The sequence below is a fragment of the Lunatimonas salinarum genome (genome assembly GCF_017811155.1).
Lineage (GTDB): Bacteria > Bacteroidota > Bacteroidia > Cytophagales > Cyclobacteriaceae > Lunatimonas > Lunatimonas salinarum.
This window is the reverse complement of the sequence record NZ_JACVCV010000008.1, coordinates 186,879-202,839: the sequence shown is the minus strand read 5'-3', so window position 1 is coordinate 202,839 and position 15,961 is coordinate 186,879. Positions and strand designations below refer to the sequence as shown.

15 protein-coding genes are annotated in these 15,961 nt (G+C 46.0%); 4 read left to right on the top strand and 11 right to left on the bottom strand.

The window, feature by feature from the left end; translation table 11 throughout:
- Positions 1–67: 67 nt before the first annotated feature.
- The 5 genes from IAQ59_RS11840 to panC form a co-directional block, all read right to left on the bottom strand.
- The gene (locus IAQ59_RS11840) at positions 68–1,207 is read right to left on the bottom strand and encodes an acyl-CoA dehydrogenase (protein ID WP_209331019.1); all 1,140 of its coding nucleotides are present in this window, start codon (positions 1,205–1,207) and stop codon (positions 68–70) included.
- Between the two features lie 98 nt (positions 1,208–1,305).
- Positions 1,306–1,998, bottom strand: coding sequence for a zinc metallopeptidase (locus IAQ59_RS11835; protein ID WP_209331018.1), 693 nt, complete (start codon positions 1,996–1,998; stop codon positions 1,306–1,308).
- Positions 1,999–2,016: 18 nt separating this feature from the next.
- Positions 2,017–3,036, bottom strand: a complete 1,020-nt coding sequence (locus IAQ59_RS11830) for a lysylphosphatidylglycerol synthase transmembrane domain-containing protein (RefSeq protein WP_209331017.1) — start codon at positions 3,034–3,036, stop codon at positions 2,017–2,019.
- 4 nt (positions 3,037–3,040) lie between these two features.
- Positions 3,041–3,385, bottom strand: a complete 345-nt coding sequence (gene panD / locus IAQ59_RS11825; RefSeq protein ID WP_209331016.1) for an aspartate 1-decarboxylase — start codon at positions 3,383–3,385, stop codon at positions 3,041–3,043.
- Between the two features lie 4 nt (positions 3,386–3,389).
- Entirely contained in the window at positions 3,390–4,235 is an 846-nt protein-coding gene (gene panC, locus IAQ59_RS11820) for a pantoate--beta-alanine ligase (RefSeq protein WP_209331015.1), read from the bottom strand.
- A gap of 127 nt (positions 4,236–4,362) precedes the next feature.
- Between panC and IAQ59_RS11815 the strand changes: the two genes are divergently transcribed.
- Both IAQ59_RS11815 and IAQ59_RS11810 read left to right on the top strand, forming a co-directional pair.
- Positions 4,363–5,178 (top strand): glycogen/starch synthase, encoded by an 816-nt coding sequence (locus IAQ59_RS11815; RefSeq protein ID WP_209331014.1) that lies wholly within the window; start codon positions 4,363–4,365, stop codon positions 5,176–5,178.
- A complete protein-coding gene (locus tag IAQ59_RS11810) occupies positions 5,168–6,517 on the top strand; it encodes a DUF4270 family protein (RefSeq protein ID WP_209331013.1) in 1,350 nt (449 codons plus the stop codon). Before IAQ59_RS11815 ends, IAQ59_RS11810 begins: the two co-directional genes overlap by 11 nt.
- 47 nt (positions 6,518–6,564) lie before the next feature.
- Here the strand turns inward: IAQ59_RS11810 and prmA are convergent, their stop codons facing one another.
- Together prmA and tpiA are read right to left on the bottom strand one after the other, a co-directional pair.
- Entirely contained in the window at positions 6,565–7,392 is an 828-nt protein-coding gene (gene prmA / locus IAQ59_RS11805; protein WP_209331012.1) for a 50S ribosomal protein L11 methyltransferase, read from the bottom strand.
- Positions 7,393–7,478: 86 nt separating this feature from the next.
- The gene (tpiA, locus tag IAQ59_RS11800) at positions 7,479–8,240 is read right to left on the bottom strand and encodes a triose-phosphate isomerase (RefSeq protein ID WP_209331011.1); all 762 of its coding nucleotides are present in this window, start codon (positions 8,238–8,240) and stop codon (positions 7,479–7,481) included.
- Between the two features lie 70 nt (positions 8,241–8,310).
- On the opposite strand from tpiA, the gene IAQ59_RS11795 reads away from it, so the two are divergent.
- Positions 8,311–8,823 carry a regulatory protein RecX gene (locus IAQ59_RS11795; protein WP_209331010.1) on the top strand — a complete coding sequence of 171 codons (513 nt, stop codon included), beginning with the start codon at positions 8,311–8,313 and terminating at the stop codon, positions 8,821–8,823.
- Here the strand turns inward: IAQ59_RS11795 and IAQ59_RS11790 are convergent.
- Genes IAQ59_RS11790 through IAQ59_RS11775 form a run of 4 tightly spaced genes read right to left on the bottom strand, consistent with a single transcriptional unit; the run spans position 8,804 to position 13,176 of the window.
- Positions 8,804–9,445 carry an AlbA family DNA-binding domain-containing protein gene (locus IAQ59_RS11790; protein WP_209331009.1) on the bottom strand — a complete coding sequence of 214 codons (642 nt, stop codon included), beginning with the start codon at positions 9,443–9,445 and terminating at the stop codon, positions 8,804–8,806. The genes IAQ59_RS11795 and IAQ59_RS11790 overlap by 20 nt on opposite strands.
- 4 nt (positions 9,446–9,449) lie before the next feature.
- Entirely contained in the window at positions 9,450–9,887 is a 438-nt protein-coding gene (locus IAQ59_RS11785; RefSeq protein ID WP_209331008.1) for a hypothetical protein, read from the bottom strand.
- Position 9,888: 1 nt separating this feature from the next.
- The gene (gene uvrB / locus IAQ59_RS11780; RefSeq protein WP_209331007.1) at positions 9,889–11,925 is read right to left on the bottom strand and encodes an excinuclease ABC subunit UvrB; all 2,037 of its coding nucleotides are present in this window, start codon (positions 11,923–11,925) and stop codon (positions 9,889–9,891) included.
- A gap of 60 nt (positions 11,926–11,985) precedes the next feature.
- On the bottom strand, positions 11,986–13,176 hold the full coding sequence (locus IAQ59_RS11775; protein WP_209331006.1) for an Lnb N-terminal periplasmic domain-containing protein: 1,191 nt from the start codon (positions 13,174–13,176) through the stop codon (positions 11,986–11,988).
- 407 nt (positions 13,177–13,583) lie between these two features.
- On the opposite strand from IAQ59_RS11775, the gene IAQ59_RS11770 reads away from it, so the two are divergent.
- On the top strand, positions 13,584–15,800 hold the full coding sequence (locus tag IAQ59_RS11770) for a T9SS type A sorting domain-containing protein (RefSeq protein ID WP_209331005.1): 2,217 nt from the start codon (positions 13,584–13,586) through the stop codon (positions 15,798–15,800).
- Positions 15,801–15,961 lie beyond the last annotated feature (161 nt).

The window sequence follows — 15,961 nt, the reverse complement described above, 5'->3', positions numbered from 1 at the left end:
AATTAAAATAAACTAAACAATGATATAAAAATTTATATTTATTTTTTCGTGGCCTATCAAAAGATAATTATCTTAATAGGTTTCGAGATATCACTATTTTTTGAATTTCAGAAGTACCTTCGTAAATCTGTGTGATTTTCGCATCTCTCAGCAGCCTCTCGACATGATATTCTTTGACGTATCCATATCCTCCATGGATTTGTACCGCTTCTATCGTGACTTCCATTGCAATTTCAGAGGCGTATAATTTTGCCATTGCGCTGGCATGGGCATAGTCGCCTCCCTGATCTTTTTGACAGGCGGCTTTGTATACCAAAAGCCTAGCTGCTTCAATTTTGGTAGCCATATCAGCCAATTTGAACTGTATGGCCTGGTGTTCACAGATAGGTTTCCCGAAGGCCCGGCGTTCTTTGGAATACGCTAGCGCAAGTTCGTAGGCCCCGCATGCAATGCCCAATGCTTGGGCGGCTATCCCGATTCGTCCTCCATTCAGCGTTTCCATGGCAAACTTAAACCCAAAACCTTCTTCCCCGATGCGGTTTTCTACCGGCACGCTTACTTCGGAAAACATCAGTGAATGGGTGTCAGATGAGCGTATACCCAGCTTATCCTCTTTCTTGCCCACCGTAAAGCCTTCCATTCCCTTTTCTAGGATGAAAGCGGATATGCCATGGTGGCCTTTTTCGGGATCTGTCTGCGCAATGACCAGGTAGGTATTTGCTGTACCTCCATTGGTTATCCAATTTTTGGTGCCGTTGACCACATAGTGGTCTCCGTTGCGTACTGCCGTGGTTTTTTGTGAAGTAGCATCCGAACCCGCTTCCGGTTCAGAGAGGCAAAAGGCACCAAGCGTTGCACCGGAAGCTAAAGGCTTCAGGAATTTTTCTTTCTGATCTGCATTTCCGTACTTTTCCAATCCCCAGCACACCAGCGAATTGTTTACGGACATGATAACCCCTGCCGAAGCATCAATTTTGGAAATTTCCTCCATTGCAATCACGTAAGAAAGGGTATCCATACCGCCGCCTAGGTACTCAGGAGAAGTCATCATTCCCATGAATCCAAGCTCACCCATCTGTTTTACTTGCTTTTCGGGAAATCGACTCTCAGTATCCCTTGCTATTGCATCGTGCAGTAAATGGTTCCGTGCAAATTCTCTGGCCGCCTCTCTTACAGTTAACTGTTCCTCTGTGAAGTCGAATGTCATAAAAGTGGTTATTTTTCACGGAATCTAAACAAAAAAAAATAAAGGGACAATTTCTTGTCCCTTTATATACAGATAGTTGGTTTAATTATTGGTTTCTACTATTCTCTATTACCAAAGAATATAAAGGCATAATACGCCAAGGTGGCTAAGGAAGCCATAGCCGCTACCACATAGGTCATCGCAGCCCATTTGAGTGCGTCTTTCGACATTCCGTATTCTTGCGGGGTTACAATGTTTCTCGTTTGCACCCAAGCCAGGGCCCTTCTACTGGCATCAAACTCCACGGGCAGTGTGACCAATGAGAAGAGCGTAAGCACTCCATAGGATCCGACTACTATAGCCCCGACTACCTCATAGGGAAGACCGAACAATGCAATGCCTCCAAACAAAGCACCGATTAGCACAATGTTTAAGATTTTTCCACTTACATTCTGAATGGGTACCAAGGTGGAACGTAACTGCAGCCAGCTGTAGCTTGTCGCATGCTGTACGGCGTGGCCGCATTCGTGGGCAGCAACCGCGGTAGCTGCGGCGTTTCGTCCATAGTACACATCGGGGCTAAGGTTTACAGACCTGTCCATCGGGTTGTAATGGTCGGTAAGTTGTCCTTCTACACAGTTTACCGCCACATTGTGAATATTGTGATCAGCGAGCATCAGTTCGGCTATTTCCTTTCCGGAAAGATTTGCCCGTAACGCAATCTGCGAATACTCCCTAAATTTATTTTTTAACTTGCTGCTGACGGCATAACCCAAGATGCCAAACACAACTACAATTACTATTAGAATCATCTTTCTTTTAAATTTAAACTACACATCCTTACGTAATGACCCCATTTGGGGTTTGATTTTCCAGGTTAATTTTCCTAACATGGCCAAACTAAGCAGCCCTACAATCAGAACGGTCGCAACCTGAGACCCGTGGACGATTAACGCAAATATCTTGCCTTGCGACTCCGGAACTCCATAGAAGAACAGAATAAAGGCAACCAATGCATGAAAGGTGCCTATACCGCCTTGTACCGGTGCCACCATGCCTATACTCCCCATCACCAAGACCATCAATACGGAAGAAGCTGATAATGAAGAAGTACTGTACATCGACCAAGAGATAAAATACATCATGGCATAGTAAATTATCCAAATACCTATCGATGATACCCAAAATCCTTTGGGATTGCGTAAGTTGGAGATGCTTTTAACGCCTCTGACAAATTGACGGAAGAAGCCCTGCAACTTTGACAAAATAGCACTTCCCTGCAAGCGTTGATACATCTTCCATAGTAAAACTCCCATAATAGCCACTACACCGAGCAGTAAAACCAGCTGCATTCCGGATATATTAACGAGTTGTTCGCTGGAGAAGAGCTGTTGGGATATTTCGAGAAAGATACCTGCCTCAAAAATGAACGCCAAAAGCACCAGTGCCAGCATAAATCCAACGTCTACCGTGCGTTCGAGTACCACCGTGCCCAGCAAGGATCCCATCTTAAGTTGGTTTGTTTTTTTCAGTGCTGCGCAGCGAGCCAATTCTCCTGCCCGTGGCAGGATCAGATTTACCAAATAACCGAACATCAAGGCCCAAAAGGACGTGGAGGTTTTCAGGCTACCATCTTCTGTGGCATCGATCAGCAACTTCCACCGCCATGCCCTCAGCCAGTAGCCAATTAGGGAAAGAAAAATGGAGACAGCAACCCAAAAAAAGGAAGTTTCCTCCAGGGAGCTTCTCAGTTGTGCAGCGTCTAAGTCGCGGTATACAAATGCAAAGATACCCAACGCTGCCGCTAAGGATAAAAAAAGTTGAATAAGTTGCTTTGCTGTTAATCGCACCTAATTATAATCGGTTGTACTCATCTGGAAAGATCACCACCGGTTGGTAAGTCTTTGCTTCGGCGACGTCCATCGAACAGTAAGTGATAATGATGACGATGTCCCCCACTTGGGCTTTTCTCGCTGCAGGGCCGTTCAGGCAAACTTCCCCACTTCCGCGTTTGCCTTTGATCACGTAGGTTTCCAGGCGTTCCCCATTGTTGATGTTCACCACTTGGACTTTTTCATGTTCAATAATATGGGCTGCATCCATCAGGTCTTCATCTATGGTAATACTCCCCACGTAATGGAGTTCAGCCTGCGTGATTTTAACCCGGTGGATTTTTGATTTTAAGAGTTGTATGTGCATTTTTTTAGTCCAGTATGATATTATCGATAAGTCGGACCTCTCCTACGTAAGCAGCGATACATATGCCTTGCTTGAGTTCCGGTTTACGTTTTTCCGCGGGCCGAAAATCATCCAAGTCTACGAGTTCCAAGTACTCTAGCCGGAGCTCCTTCGAATGGTCAAACCCACCTTCCAGCTGCTTTTTGGTATCAAACCACGCATTGCCCTTCAAAAGTTCAGATTTCGCAGATTCCAGGCACTTGTACAGTGACAGTGCTTGTAAACGCTGTTCCGGCGATAAGCGTAAATTTCTAGACGATAGTGCCAGGCCATCTGTTTCTCTGACGGTAGGCACTACCCGAACCTGTAAATCAAATTGGAGATCTTTCACCAATCTACGGATCACACTTACCTGCTGTAGGTCTTTTTGTCCAAAATAGGCTAGGTCAGGCTGTATGATGTGAAATAATTTGGAAACCACGATGGCGACTCCATTAAAGTGTCCCGGGCGGAAGGCACCTTCTAAGACCTCCTCCAAAGCTCCAAACCGAAACGCTACCTGAACTTCGGAAGGGTACATTTCGCTGTTTTCGGGCACAAAAACCAAATCGACTCCAGCATCTTCCAAAAGTTTCAGGTCGGCCGAAAGCGTCCGGGGATATTGTGCGAGATCGGAGGGATTATTGAACTGAATGGGATTGACAAATATGCTGACTACGACGAGGTCGCTTTCGTGTCGTGCCTGCTTTACCAGATGAATGTGACCTTGGTGGAGTGCCCCCATTGTGGGAACCAGTGAAACTGACTTAGAATGCCCTCGGAGGGGTTTTAGCACCTTTTTCAGCTCCGAAATCTGCTTTACAACTTCCAACGTTTGGTGGGTTCAGTTTAGGAAAATAGCTGCAAAAGTATGCGATTAAAAATAAAAACCATGGATTTCAGTAATTTTTTTTGTAAATTTGTAGTCCCGTTATATCCCTAAACAAAACACACAAGATATGTCTAAACTTCGTATCCTCTACGTAGCCAGTGAAATCAACCCTTTTCTTCAAACCTCGGAAGTAGCCAACTTCGTTAGGGCATTACCACAGGCGATGCAGGAAAAAGGTATGGAAATCCGTATTCTTGTTCCAAGATTTGGTCTGATCAATGAGCGAAAGAACCGTTTGCACGAAGTCGTGCGACTTTCAGGTATCAATATTTCCGTTGGTGAAGAAGAAAAGCCGCTGATTATCAAGGTAGCCTCTATACCCAATGCCAAATTGCAGGTTTATTTTATCGACAACGAAGACTATTTTCAACGCAAAAGCGTTTTCTTTGACAAGCACGATAAGTTCTACGAGGATAACGACGAAAGAGCCATTTTCTTTTGTAAGGGCGTGATAGAGACCGTCAAGAAACTGGGATGGGCTCCGGATGTGGTGCATTGCAATGACTGGATGACCAGTTTGATTCCGCTTTATCTGAAGACTACCTATCGAAATGAGCCCTTGTTCAAAGAGACAAAATCGGTGTTCGCCATGTATAATAACGGATTTAGTCATAAATTTGGCGACGACTTGTTTGAAAAGATCAAAATGGTCGATATCGATGATCAGTTGCTCGCCCCGCTAAAATCCAAAGACTACGAAGGATTCTTGAAGCTGGGAATGGCCTATGCAGATGTGGTCATACGAGGCGAGGATGCGTCAGGCACCTTTACTCACTTAATCGAAGAAAATGCCAATAATGATAAGAAGTTTGAAATCAATAGTGAGGAAGAAGAACAGCTTTTTGAAAGCTATTACAATATTTACACAGAACTTGCCGGCTAAGCTGGCCGGCAGTCTATTTATCCTATTGCATCTAGCAGGTTCCTGTACCGATCCATCAGAGATAGGGTTGGTGTTGGATCCAGGTACCAATCAGATAGGGGTTTTCTATGCGGAAATACCCCTTTCTGCTTCTATGGTGCTATACGATTCATTCAACACAACCAGTCAGGGCAGACTCGTTATCGGTGGGGATGTGGATGAATTCTTTGGCAGAACCGAAGCCGTCGGATACAGCCGATTGTCCTATAATCCCAACGCAGCGAAGCCCAACGAGGAAGCTATTTTCGACTCAGCGGTGTTTATGATCAACGTTCAGTCTGTTTTTGGAGAGGACTTCGATCAACCTAAGGGCTTTCAGGTACATCGACTTGAAGAGCCTATTCTGGATACTTCGTATTATAATTTCAATAGTTTAAGGTTTTCGGACGAAACGATTGCAGGTGGATCGTTTTTGTTACGTCCGGATACCCTAAATACACTTCGTATGCCGTTAAATCCGCAAGTCGCTGGAGAGCTTTTTGAGAAATTGACCAGTAACGACCCGGCTTTTTCCAATATATTTAATTTTCGGGAATATTTTCCCGGTATAGCGATTACAGGAAATCCAGAAGAAAATACCAGCATATCCGTTGCGGTGGGTAATGGGACCGGGATGATGTTGTATTACCATTACGATGAAGATACGGTATCGCGTACCTTTCCCATTTCGACGTTACAGTCTAGGCATTTTGTGGGTGTCAGTAGTGACCGGACTGGTACGCCCACGGAGGTGATAACCGAGCGGGGTGTAGCCTATGATGTCCCGGGAGATAGGGTAGGAGGTAAATCCACGCTGGGATTATTCGTGAAATTGAATACACAAGCGCTCGACAATTTCCTTGATACGTTGGAAAGCACCACATTCAACCAAATTCTGCTTGAGGTAGGTCCCATAGAGGAGTATCCTGAGTATAAGTGGCCTAGCAGAAATATGGTGATGTTTTACTTGGGGGAAGATAACCGGCTTTACAGGAGGTTTGACGGTGCCGTGATAGCTGTTCAGGCTGAGGGGGCCAGCCAAGTAAGTCGCGATCAACAAGGAAACGTGGTTCCTTCAGCAGGAAGTGAAAACTCGTTAAATTTAGATGAAGAAACCAGATTATTCAGAAATCAGGTAACTTCCTATGTGAATGCACTGTATAGAGACGGGCTTATCCGGACGGATTTGTTGCTGTATCCAAATTTTCCAAGCACCCAAAACAATCCGATTAATTCGGACGAGTCAAAGCGTTCCCTGCGTCAGTACAAGGTCAACAAAGACCGAATCATGTTAAAGGTCTATTACACAAGAGTCCGGTAAGTCTGGACTCTTGTGTTTTCCGTTTTATTTAAATCTGTAGTTAGAGATTAGTAGGATAATACCAGTGCAGCCCAATCGTTTCGGGTATGCTGCTTTTGAAGTTTTAGATTGAATTGTTCCGCGAGCATTACCAGATCGGTGATATCGGCTTCATAGAAGCCACTGAGCAACAATTTCCCGCCTGGACGCAGCAATCGTGCGTATTCTTCCATCTCGTCCATCAGGACGTTTTTGTTAATATTGGCCAAGATGACGTCAAACAGGCCCCTTGGGGCTACTTGTCGGATTGTTCCCAATCCCATTTGAACGTTTTCGATCTTATTTATCTGAAAATTTTCGTTTCCATTTTCCATACACCAATCGTCGATGTCAAATGCCTCCACTTGGGAGGCGCCTAAGCGGTGGGCCATGATCGCTAAAATACCCGTGCCAGATCCCGCATCCAATACCCGTTTGCCCCCTACAGGAGTTTCCAAGAGAAGCTTTAGCATCAGGTAGGTAGTCGCATGGTGTCCCGTACCAAAGGACATTTTTGGATTGATTATGATTTCGTGCTCAACATCTTCCCGTTTGGGATGAAAGGATGCCCTGACGTAAATAATTTCATCTACCAGTATGGGGTCGTAGTTTTTTTCCCATTCCTCGTTCCAGTTTACTCTTGGCATTTTCTCGGTAGTGTACGTAAGCGGTTCCTGTTTCTGGTACTTTGTCAGTACCTCCTCAAATGCGGCGGCATCAAAAAGCGACTCATTGACATAGGCTTCTATGCCTGCATCGCTTTCAATGAAAGATTCAAAACCGATTTCTGCCAACTCGGCCATTAGGATTTCCCCAAAGGCGGCGGTACATGAGATGGTGTATTTTAAGTAATCCATTGTGTCGGAAATTAAAAAAGCTTGGATAACTCAAAGCACCGCAGGGTGCTTTCCTATCCAAGCTCAAAGAAACGGATAAAGTGGGATCAAAATGAGGTAACGATGTCCGTAAAGTCTCTTGACTTGAGAGAAGCACCACCTATAAGGCCTCCGTCCACATCGGGTTTGGAGAAGATATCTTTTGCATTGTCCGGTTTGCAACTGCCGCCGTATAGAATGGACATGTTTTCGGCGATTTCCTTCCCGTATTTTGATGCCAAGTGTTCCCGTATTGTTGCGTGCATCTCTTGCGCTTGGTCGGAGGAAGCGGTTTTTCCTGTGCCAATTGCCCAAATAGGTTCGTAGGCGATGACGAGCCTTTTAATATCCTGTTCCTCAAGTCCGAAAAGGCTCTCACTTAGCTGATTGGTGACGTAAGCTGCATGGGTTCCATTCTCGCGTATGTCAAGCGGTTCACCGCAGCAGAAGATCGGTGTTAATCCATTTTCCAATGCTAGCTTCACTTTGTCCGTGAGCATGGAGTTGGTTTCGCCGAAATACTCACGCCTTTCGCTGTGTCCGATTATCACATAGGATACGCCGAAAGATGCCAGCATGGAAGCGGAGATCTCGCCGGTATAGGCACCGGAAGCCTTGTCCGAGCAATTTTGAGCACCAAGGTAAATATTGTTTACCCCTTCAATCAATTTTTTGACTGCTTGTAAATGTACAAATGGAGGATTCAAAACCACGGTTACATCTTGTGTTGATTCATCTTTTATCATATTTACAATTTCAGATGTAAGTTTTTGACCCTCTGTTTGGGTTAAATTCATCTTCCAGTTACCGGCTACTATTTTTTTTCGCATGATAATTTCTCTTACGTTTTATATATTTGAGTTTCGGTATCCTTGGTTACCGTTCTCAAAAGTACGTAAAATGTCCCTTCCAGAAAAAGAAAACCTTGGCCAAATGGCCAGTTTGGAGTCGCTGCCTTCCGAGGTGTGGAATCGAGCGGCTTCTTTTTGTGCATATCAGGAACGTTGTGAACTAGAGGTGCGGGCCAAATTGCAGGAATTAGAGGTTCCAGATGCGCTAATCGGCTCCGTGCTGGAGCGGCTTGCTGAAGAAGGATTCTTGGACGAAAGGCGCTTTGTAGAATCCTTTGTACGAGGTCGTTTTTCTATTAAGAAGTGGGGAAGGGTGCGAATAAGGCAGGAACTCAAACTTCGGGGCATTTCCGACGAGTTGATACTTTTTGGCATGGAGTTGATAGAGGATGAAGTGTACCAAGAGGTACTGAACGGCTTGGCAGATCGAAAATGGGCGGCAACCCGAGAAGCCAACCCTTTTATTAAAAAGGCAAAATTGCAGCGATTTTTGCTTTTTAGAGGGTTTGAAACTGACCTAATCAGAGAGACAATGGAAAGGCTCAGCCGGCAGCCTTCATGACAAATAAGTCTTCGTTTTCCATGGGGATTACCTGAAGCACATTAGCCAAAACTAGCTTTATGAGTGTTTTGGAGGCGATAAAGATAGGTATTTTCGCAATTCGCATAAATTCCCTTACCGTAATGCTGGAGTTTTCTTCCAACGCCTGCATGAGGATCCGTTCTTTTTTGCCGTAGTGGAAGATGATGTTCTCGTCTCGCTTTTGACGTTTCAGGATTTCCCACATTTCCTTACTGGCTTGTATGCTTCTGTCTGCTACTCTGACATAGGCTTTTTTTCGGTTATTTTCGAAAAGGAAATGGGGGCGATGTGGGCTTTTTTCGATCCGATAGACAGCGATGCCTTTTTTATGGTTGAGGTGCAGAATTTCTTTTTGGACCTGCAGGGGTGGATGTACGAGTTCCGCTATCGCCTTATCCATTACATAGATCTCTTCCTCGATAAATCGCTGACCGCTGACCGTCCCATCATCGTCTACTCCAATGAGTAGGTAACCTCCTTCGGTATTGGCAAAGGCTATAAGTTCCCGGACGATTTTCTCTGGGTGGGCTGCTTTTTTCTTAAACTCCAGCTTTAGCCCCTCGCCTTCTGAAGCCAGCTTGATAATTTCCGGGAGGCCCATGGGATCAATTAATCAAAATGCCTATACCTGTTCTGAGACCTACTACATTTGTGGCAAAATAATAGTCCACCATTCCTTCAAGTCTGACCCGATAGCTGATGTTATACGTGTAGCCTGCACCTGCTGCAAAATCGGATTGGGATCCCAACAAGCCCCTGCCACGGATAAAGAGGGGCTCTAATGGATAAAACCTAGCGCCAAGCGCCACCTGGTTAGCAGCTGAATGATTAAACTCATAACCGCCTGAAAAGGAGAGGTTATGTCGGTAGAAATAATTTCCCTCAAATCCGATTTGGTATCGGCGTATTACTCCGGGAGCGTCTGTTTTTGCCAGGTCCAAGGCTCCAGATAGGAGAATGCTTCCCTCCGCTTGCTGCGCCTTGGTGTCGAATGCAGTACATCCGATGAGGCTGAGTGTCAAAAGTGCGATCCAATAATTCATGTTAAATTCCCCGGTTTAGTTCTTCCAATCGGTTTTTCAATCCCTGCCATTCATCCCGAAGCCTGGCAGCCTCCATAAAGTTCAGCTCCTTCGCTGCGGTCTCCATGCGCTTTTGGGTCTGCTGAACCAGCTTTTCCAGTTTTTCTTTGCTAAGGTATTGAACGACTGGATCTGCAGCTACGCCATTTTCTGAATGCAAATCCTCTGCATATACCTTTGCATTTCGTTTGCTGTCCGCCACTTTCGTTTGGCCCATGATCTTTTCTCTCGACTTGATGACGGTTTTGGGTGTGATGCCGTGTTCTTCGTTGTAGGCCTGTTGCTTGGCGCGCCTTCGGTTCGTTTCTTCGATGGCTACCTCCATGGAATCGGTTACCTTGTCTGCGTACATGATCACCCTCCCTTTTTCGTTTCGCGCCGCTCGTCCTATGGTTTGTACGAGGCTTCGCTCATTTCGTAGAAAGCCTTCCTTGTCCGCATCTAGGATGGCTACTAACGCCACCTCCGGTAAGTCCAGCCCCTCCCGCAATAGGTTCACCCCGACTAAGACGTCAAATATCCCAAGACGTAGCTCCCGGAGGATTTCTACCCGGTCGAGTGGTTTCACTTCCGAATGGATATAACGGGACTTAACCCCTGCACGCTCCAAGAACTTCTGCAATTCCTCGGCCATGCGCTTGGTAAGCGTGGTCACCAGTACCCGGGCCTCTTCGGATATGGTCTGGTCTATTTCTTCCAACAGGTCATCAATTTGGTTGGCGCTGGGCCTTACCTCAATGATGGGGTCCAAGAGACCCGTAGGGCGTATGATTTGCTCCACTACTACCCCACCTGATCTAGTCAGTTCGTAGTCTGCAGGGGTGGCACTTACGTAGATGACCTGGTTGGATAGCGCTTCAAACTCTTCAAACTTCAAGGGGCGGTTGTCCATTGCAGATGGTAAACGGAACCCATATTCGACCAGATTGGCTTTTCTGGATCGATCTCCTCCCCACATTGCACGAACCTGTGGCACCGTGACATGGCTTTCGTCGATCACCAATAGGTAATCTTCGGGGAAATAATCCAACAGGCAAAAAGGCCTGCTTCCCGGGAGTCTTCGGTCAAAGTATCTGGAGTAATTTTCCACTCCGGAGCAGTACCCAAGTTCCCGGATCATCTCCAGATCAAACTCTGTTCGCTCTTTCAGGCGCTTGGCTTCCATCAGCTTCATATCCCGCTCGAAAAAGGACACTTGCGCCACCAAGTCATCCTGAATCTCGTGAATTGCCTGGTCAAGTACATCCCTCCCGGTGACAAATAGGTTTGCGGGATAGATGGTGATGATTTTTTCATCTGCCAGTTTTTTACCGGATTCAGGGTCTATCCGCTGAATGGCCTCAATTTCATCTCCCCAAAAGTAGATGCGGTAAGCAAAATCGGCATAGGCAACAAAAATATCCACAGTGTCGCCCTTCACTCGAAAAGTACCCCGGGTAAATTCCGCATTGGAGCGACTGTACAAAACCTCTACAAGCTTATATAGCAATTGGTTTCTGGGTACCCTGTCTCCCTCCTGTAGGTGAATGACATTTTTGCCAAACTCCTCCGGGTTTCCGATGCCATAGATGCAGGATACCGAAGCTACCACTAGTACGTCTCGTCTACCGGAAAGTAAGGCGGATGTGGCCGAAAGCCTAAGTTTTTCAATTTCATCATTGATCGAAAGATCTTTTTCGATGTAGGTGCCGCTCGTAGGAATGTAGGCCTCCGGTTGGTAGTAGTCGTAGTAGGAAATGAAATACTCAACGGCGTTTTCCGGGAAAAACTGCTTGAATTCTCCGTATAGCTGCGCGGCAAGGGTCTTATTGTGACTGAGTACCAAGGTGGGTTTCTGAACCTGCTGTATCACGTTGGCCACCGTGAAGGTCTTGCCAGATCCGGTAACCCCCAGAAGTACCTGTGCAGGCTCGTTGTTTTGAATACCTTCCACAAGGGACTGAATGGCAGTAGGTTGGTCTCCTGTAGGCTGGTAGTCTGAGATAATCTTAAATCCCATGGTGAGGCAATGTTAAGTAACTATAACGCTTCTTGCCGGCATAATAGTTTGATTCGATGGTCAGTTCTTTGTCAACATCCACTTATCCACGTGGTAATAGAGAAAATTACTCCTCAGAATGGTTGCCAGTAGAAGTGGCAAGATGGCCGGATGGAAAGACTGAATGCCTGTTAACCAAAAGATCAATCCCAGGTCAGCGGCTATCAGGGCGAAAAGCAGGTATCTTTTCATCCAAATGGGGTTAAGTCTTCTTGCCGACATAAATGCAACAGACAGGTGCAGCGGAAATGCCCACAGTAGGTTCCAATTCATTTTTGTTTGGGAATGTTCGGTAAAGAACCAAAGGTATACGATCACGATACCCAGAATGCCCAAGGCCCCGAACAATACGATGTCCACGGATGTGTAAAGCTTTTTTCTTTTGAAACCCAAGAAGGTAACTATTCCTACAACAATAGAAACCAACCAAAGAATGAGGTAGGGATTCAAAATGCTAAAGGCAACTTCTCGGTCGGGGAAATCATAGATCACATGGGTTTCTTTCACCAATGGCCTTCGGGGACCGTCACCAACCACCTCGGCCCGAGCGAACGCGGCTTCAAGATAATCCGGCAAGAAAAGTTTTTCGTGTTCCCTCGCTTCCCGATCGATCACCGCGCCCAGTGCCAGGTCTATGCCCAAGTCTGACCAAGGTAGCGGATAGACGTATTCGTCAATGAGCTGACGAAATGATTTTTGATCCGCGTCCGCCGGTTCTTTCCATTCTAAGGAATTGTCCAGCACAGACTGCATCATGTCCCGGATCCGGGTGGCGCAGTTGTCAAAGAAGAAATCGTACCGGTACTTTCGATTTTCGGGTTGATAGTTGATCCGCAGGAACTGTAGAATTTCCCTGGTCTGCTTCGGTGATAGGTCTAGCACCTGTTCCCGAACGCTGCGCTTAAAATAGTTGTACTCGTATAAAAACTGCTCGAAGGTTGTTAGAGCCAATTGGTAGTCGAGTGTTCGACGGCTGAACTTCACGTAGAAAAAAGGTGTGTTAAAATCAAAGGTTCCGTAATTATACACCAAGTCCGTTCCCGATGTTTTATCCAGCACGCGGATGGCACTATGTCCAAAGGTCGAGTAGAGTTCATCACCCGGATCGCAGGTAATCAGGCTGATTTGGTAATCCTGTGCGGTGGCTTCAAAACCTGACGGTGACAGGAGGAGAAAAATTAACGTAAGGAATAAAAGAGCTCGAGAAATCATGGGGCCAACGAAAATTTACGGATCATAGGTCCACTTAGTATGTTTTGCCAAAGAAGGATCTATGGAGACAAATTTAACGAAATAAATGGTTTTTTAGGCTCCAAGTTTTGCCATCAGATGATTCACGGAGCTGGTCTTGGATACCCGAGTCGAAATACCCTGCCAATTCATTTTCTAAGGTGAAAATTTTTCATAAAAAAAGGCACTTAGGTATTGACAAGAAATATTTAAAGGTGTAAATTTATTGCCTTTCCAATCTTAATATGGATGTATTAATGTGTATATCGTTATTAAGGTGTTTTTTGAGTTCTAGGCTATTTTATTTAGTCTTTGCATCTCTATTGTTATGGCTTTACCCTTCTTATTCTCAGCAAATTTTTCCTGTTTCCGGGACATATAGAAGTGCCTTGGCAGTAGGAGCAGTTGGAGACTGGGGAGACCCGCTGACGTGGGAAGTTTTTCAGGAGGGCACGTGGAGTCCCGCCCTTGTTCCTCCTTCCCGGGTAAACGACGTATTTATACTAAGGGGTCAGGAGGTAAGGCTTAGTGAATCGGCAGAGGTAAATAGCCTTCACCTATTCGGACAGGGAGAATCCCCCGGGCGGAAACTCAATCTGCAGCAGTTTGATTTGAATATTTATGGGGCGCTGCGTAGTATTGGTGAAGATTTAGACGGAAATTGGGTAATTCATCCCAACGCCCATCCTTCCACAGATTGGATCTATCCCGAGCAAGGCTCGTTGGTGTTTCGTGGCGAATCCCGCGTCGTGGTAGATAGGAGTTCGTGGAGTGGCCTGACCAACTATAGTAGGTTCATGGTTCGTTTTAATCCCGAACCAGGAGCAGTACTTACTGTGAATGCCGCGTTTAAGGCAAACGCATTTATCATCGAAAGCGGCACCGTGTATCAGACGGTGAATACAGAGGGTACAGCGGCTACTTCCACGTTTTCTTTTAATATACACGATAGTTTTGGTGTGGGGGCCTATGGCAGCCTGATTGTCCGTTCAGGGGCTCGGCTCATTTCCGAGGCATCCGCGCCTGATGGACAGATACTGCGGAGGACAGGAGCCCGCCCTGCTGCTGAGTTTATCGTGGAGGAAGACGCAGAGTTGGTGCTCTTGGGGCTGAGGCCACAGCTAGAAGCTGCATCGGTTCAGTTGGATGGACGTGTGACCTATCTAAATGAGGGTGTTCAGAATCAGCAATTTTTAGCCAAAACCTTTGCCGAAAGTCAGCAAATCACTACCTACCATACCTTGACCTTCGCGGGAGTTGGCCCAAAAATCCTTCCTTCGGAGTTAATTTTACACGGGGATTTTTTGGTAGAAGGAGGGTCTGTTCTCGACGGGGGGACCGCATTAACCCTCCTAGGTGTCGAGGATCAGCTTATCGATTGGGATGGCTTTCGGCTAACGGATTTATCTGTATCCAAATCTGGAGGATTGGTGCGCATGGCGCATGATGCGGAGGTAATGAGGGATCTCTCCATGGAAGCCGGGTACGTTGATTTTGAGGGAAATCGGTTATTGCTGAATACCTTGGCTGTCGGTACTTACCGATACCAGCAGGGCTATTGGAGAAATTTATCCGGGCTGGATTTGCACCATCTTGCCAATACGCTAGATGATCTAAATGCTGTTTTTCCGTTTTTTGATGATATCCTGGGTAGTCCGAGGAAACTGAGGCTATTGGCCCATTCCATCACAAGCAATCAAGGCCTTTCCATCGAATATTTGCAGCAGCCCGGGGTTGGTTACGGGGCTGGGCTGATAGATCACGACGGGAAGGAAATCGTTTACTATCTCCATAGTCATTTTGTGATGAATCGCACAGGCGATCACGAGGGGGAACTGGAAGTCTGGATTCAGGGCGATGATATGGTATTAAATGATCTTTCGGATCTACGTATTTCAGGTGATGGGGAGGTAGCTCATGGCCTGCACCGAGAGTCTGTGGTTCAACATACTACCTTGTGGGCAGGAAGACTATTGGAGTTCGAGGATTTGTCAGCGGCTACCTTTACGTTGGCGAGTACCGAGCCTTTGAGTATTCTGCCGTTGGAATGGGCACACCTTTCTGCTACGGAGGTGGATGGTGGTGTTCAGATCACCTGGCAATCGGAGGCAAAGGAGGGTACCCGATTCAAGCTCGTTCGTGCCCTTGGTGCAGGTGTACCATTTGATCCTGTCATGGACGCAGCTAGCGACTCGCTCGGGAGGGAGGGAGCGTCGTTTTATTTTCTAGACTCTTTGCAAGGCTTTTCCGAAATTCGGGTCTTTTATCAGCTCATCGCCTTGTATGAAGGCGGAACGGTCAGTGAAAGTCCGGTTTTTGCAGTAACCGTTAAGGATAGCGGCGGTGAAACCACAGCGGCAATTTTTCCAAACCCGTATTTTTCCGGACCGGTGAATCTGATTATTCCACCTCGGTTTTTGCGAGGTGACACCCGCTTGATAATTCACGATAGCCGGGGGAAATTGTGGCAGGATAGGGTATTGGAAAGTCAGAAGCAGGTCATGGATTTGGCCGCACATTTGGCTGAGTTAGGGCAGGGTGTTTATTTTTTTCATCTTCTAAACAAGCAAAATTCACAGACGATAAAGTGGCTTAAGAAATATTGATCATATTTTGTATTTCACATATAAAAAACTACTTTATAAAATAATATACTGAAATTGTCGGCATAAATATATTTAAATTCTTTAAAATTCCGTATTTTTACATAGTAATCAATAGGTCGTACTCGACGAGCTGACCTGTAAATTTGGGGTTGTCACCCTTC

Coding starts and splice junctions, on each gene's coding strand:
- prmA (WP_209331012.1), bottom strand. CDS start 7,392: ATGGATTACTTAAAATACACCATCTCATGTACCGCCGCCTTTGGGGAA.
- panD (WP_209331016.1), bottom strand. CDS start 3,385: ATGCACATACAACTCTTAAAATCAAAAATCCACCGGGTTAAAATCACG.
- IAQ59_RS11815 (WP_209331014.1), top strand. CDS start 4,363: ATGTCTAAACTTCGTATCCTCTACGTAGCCAGTGAAATCAACCCTTTT.
- IAQ59_RS11785 (WP_209331008.1), bottom strand. CDS start 9,887: ATGAATTATTGGATCGCACTTTTGACACTCAGCCTCATCGGATGTACT.
- IAQ59_RS11835 (WP_209331018.1), bottom strand. CDS start 1,998: ATGATTCTAATAGTAATTGTAGTTGTGTTTGGCATCTTGGGTTATGCC.
- IAQ59_RS11840 (WP_209331019.1), bottom strand. CDS start 1,207: ATGACATTCGACTTCACAGAGGAACAGTTAACTGTAAGAGAGGCGGCC.
- IAQ59_RS11775 (WP_209331006.1), bottom strand. CDS start 13,176: ATGATTTCTCGAGCTCTTTTATTCCTTACGTTAATTTTTCTCCTCCTG.
- IAQ59_RS11790 (WP_209331009.1), bottom strand. CDS start 9,445: ATGGGCCTCCCGGAAATTATCAAGCTGGCTTCAGAAGGCGAGGGGCTA.
- tpiA (WP_209331011.1), bottom strand. CDS start 8,240: ATGCGAAAAAAAATAGTAGCCGGTAACTGGAAGATGAATTTAACCCAA.
- uvrB (WP_209331007.1), bottom strand. CDS start 11,925: ATGGGATTTAAGATTATCTCAGACTACCAGCCTACAGGAGACCAACCT.
- IAQ59_RS11795 (WP_209331010.1), top strand. CDS start 8,311: ATGTCCCTTCCAGAAAAAGAAAACCTTGGCCAAATGGCCAGTTTGGAG.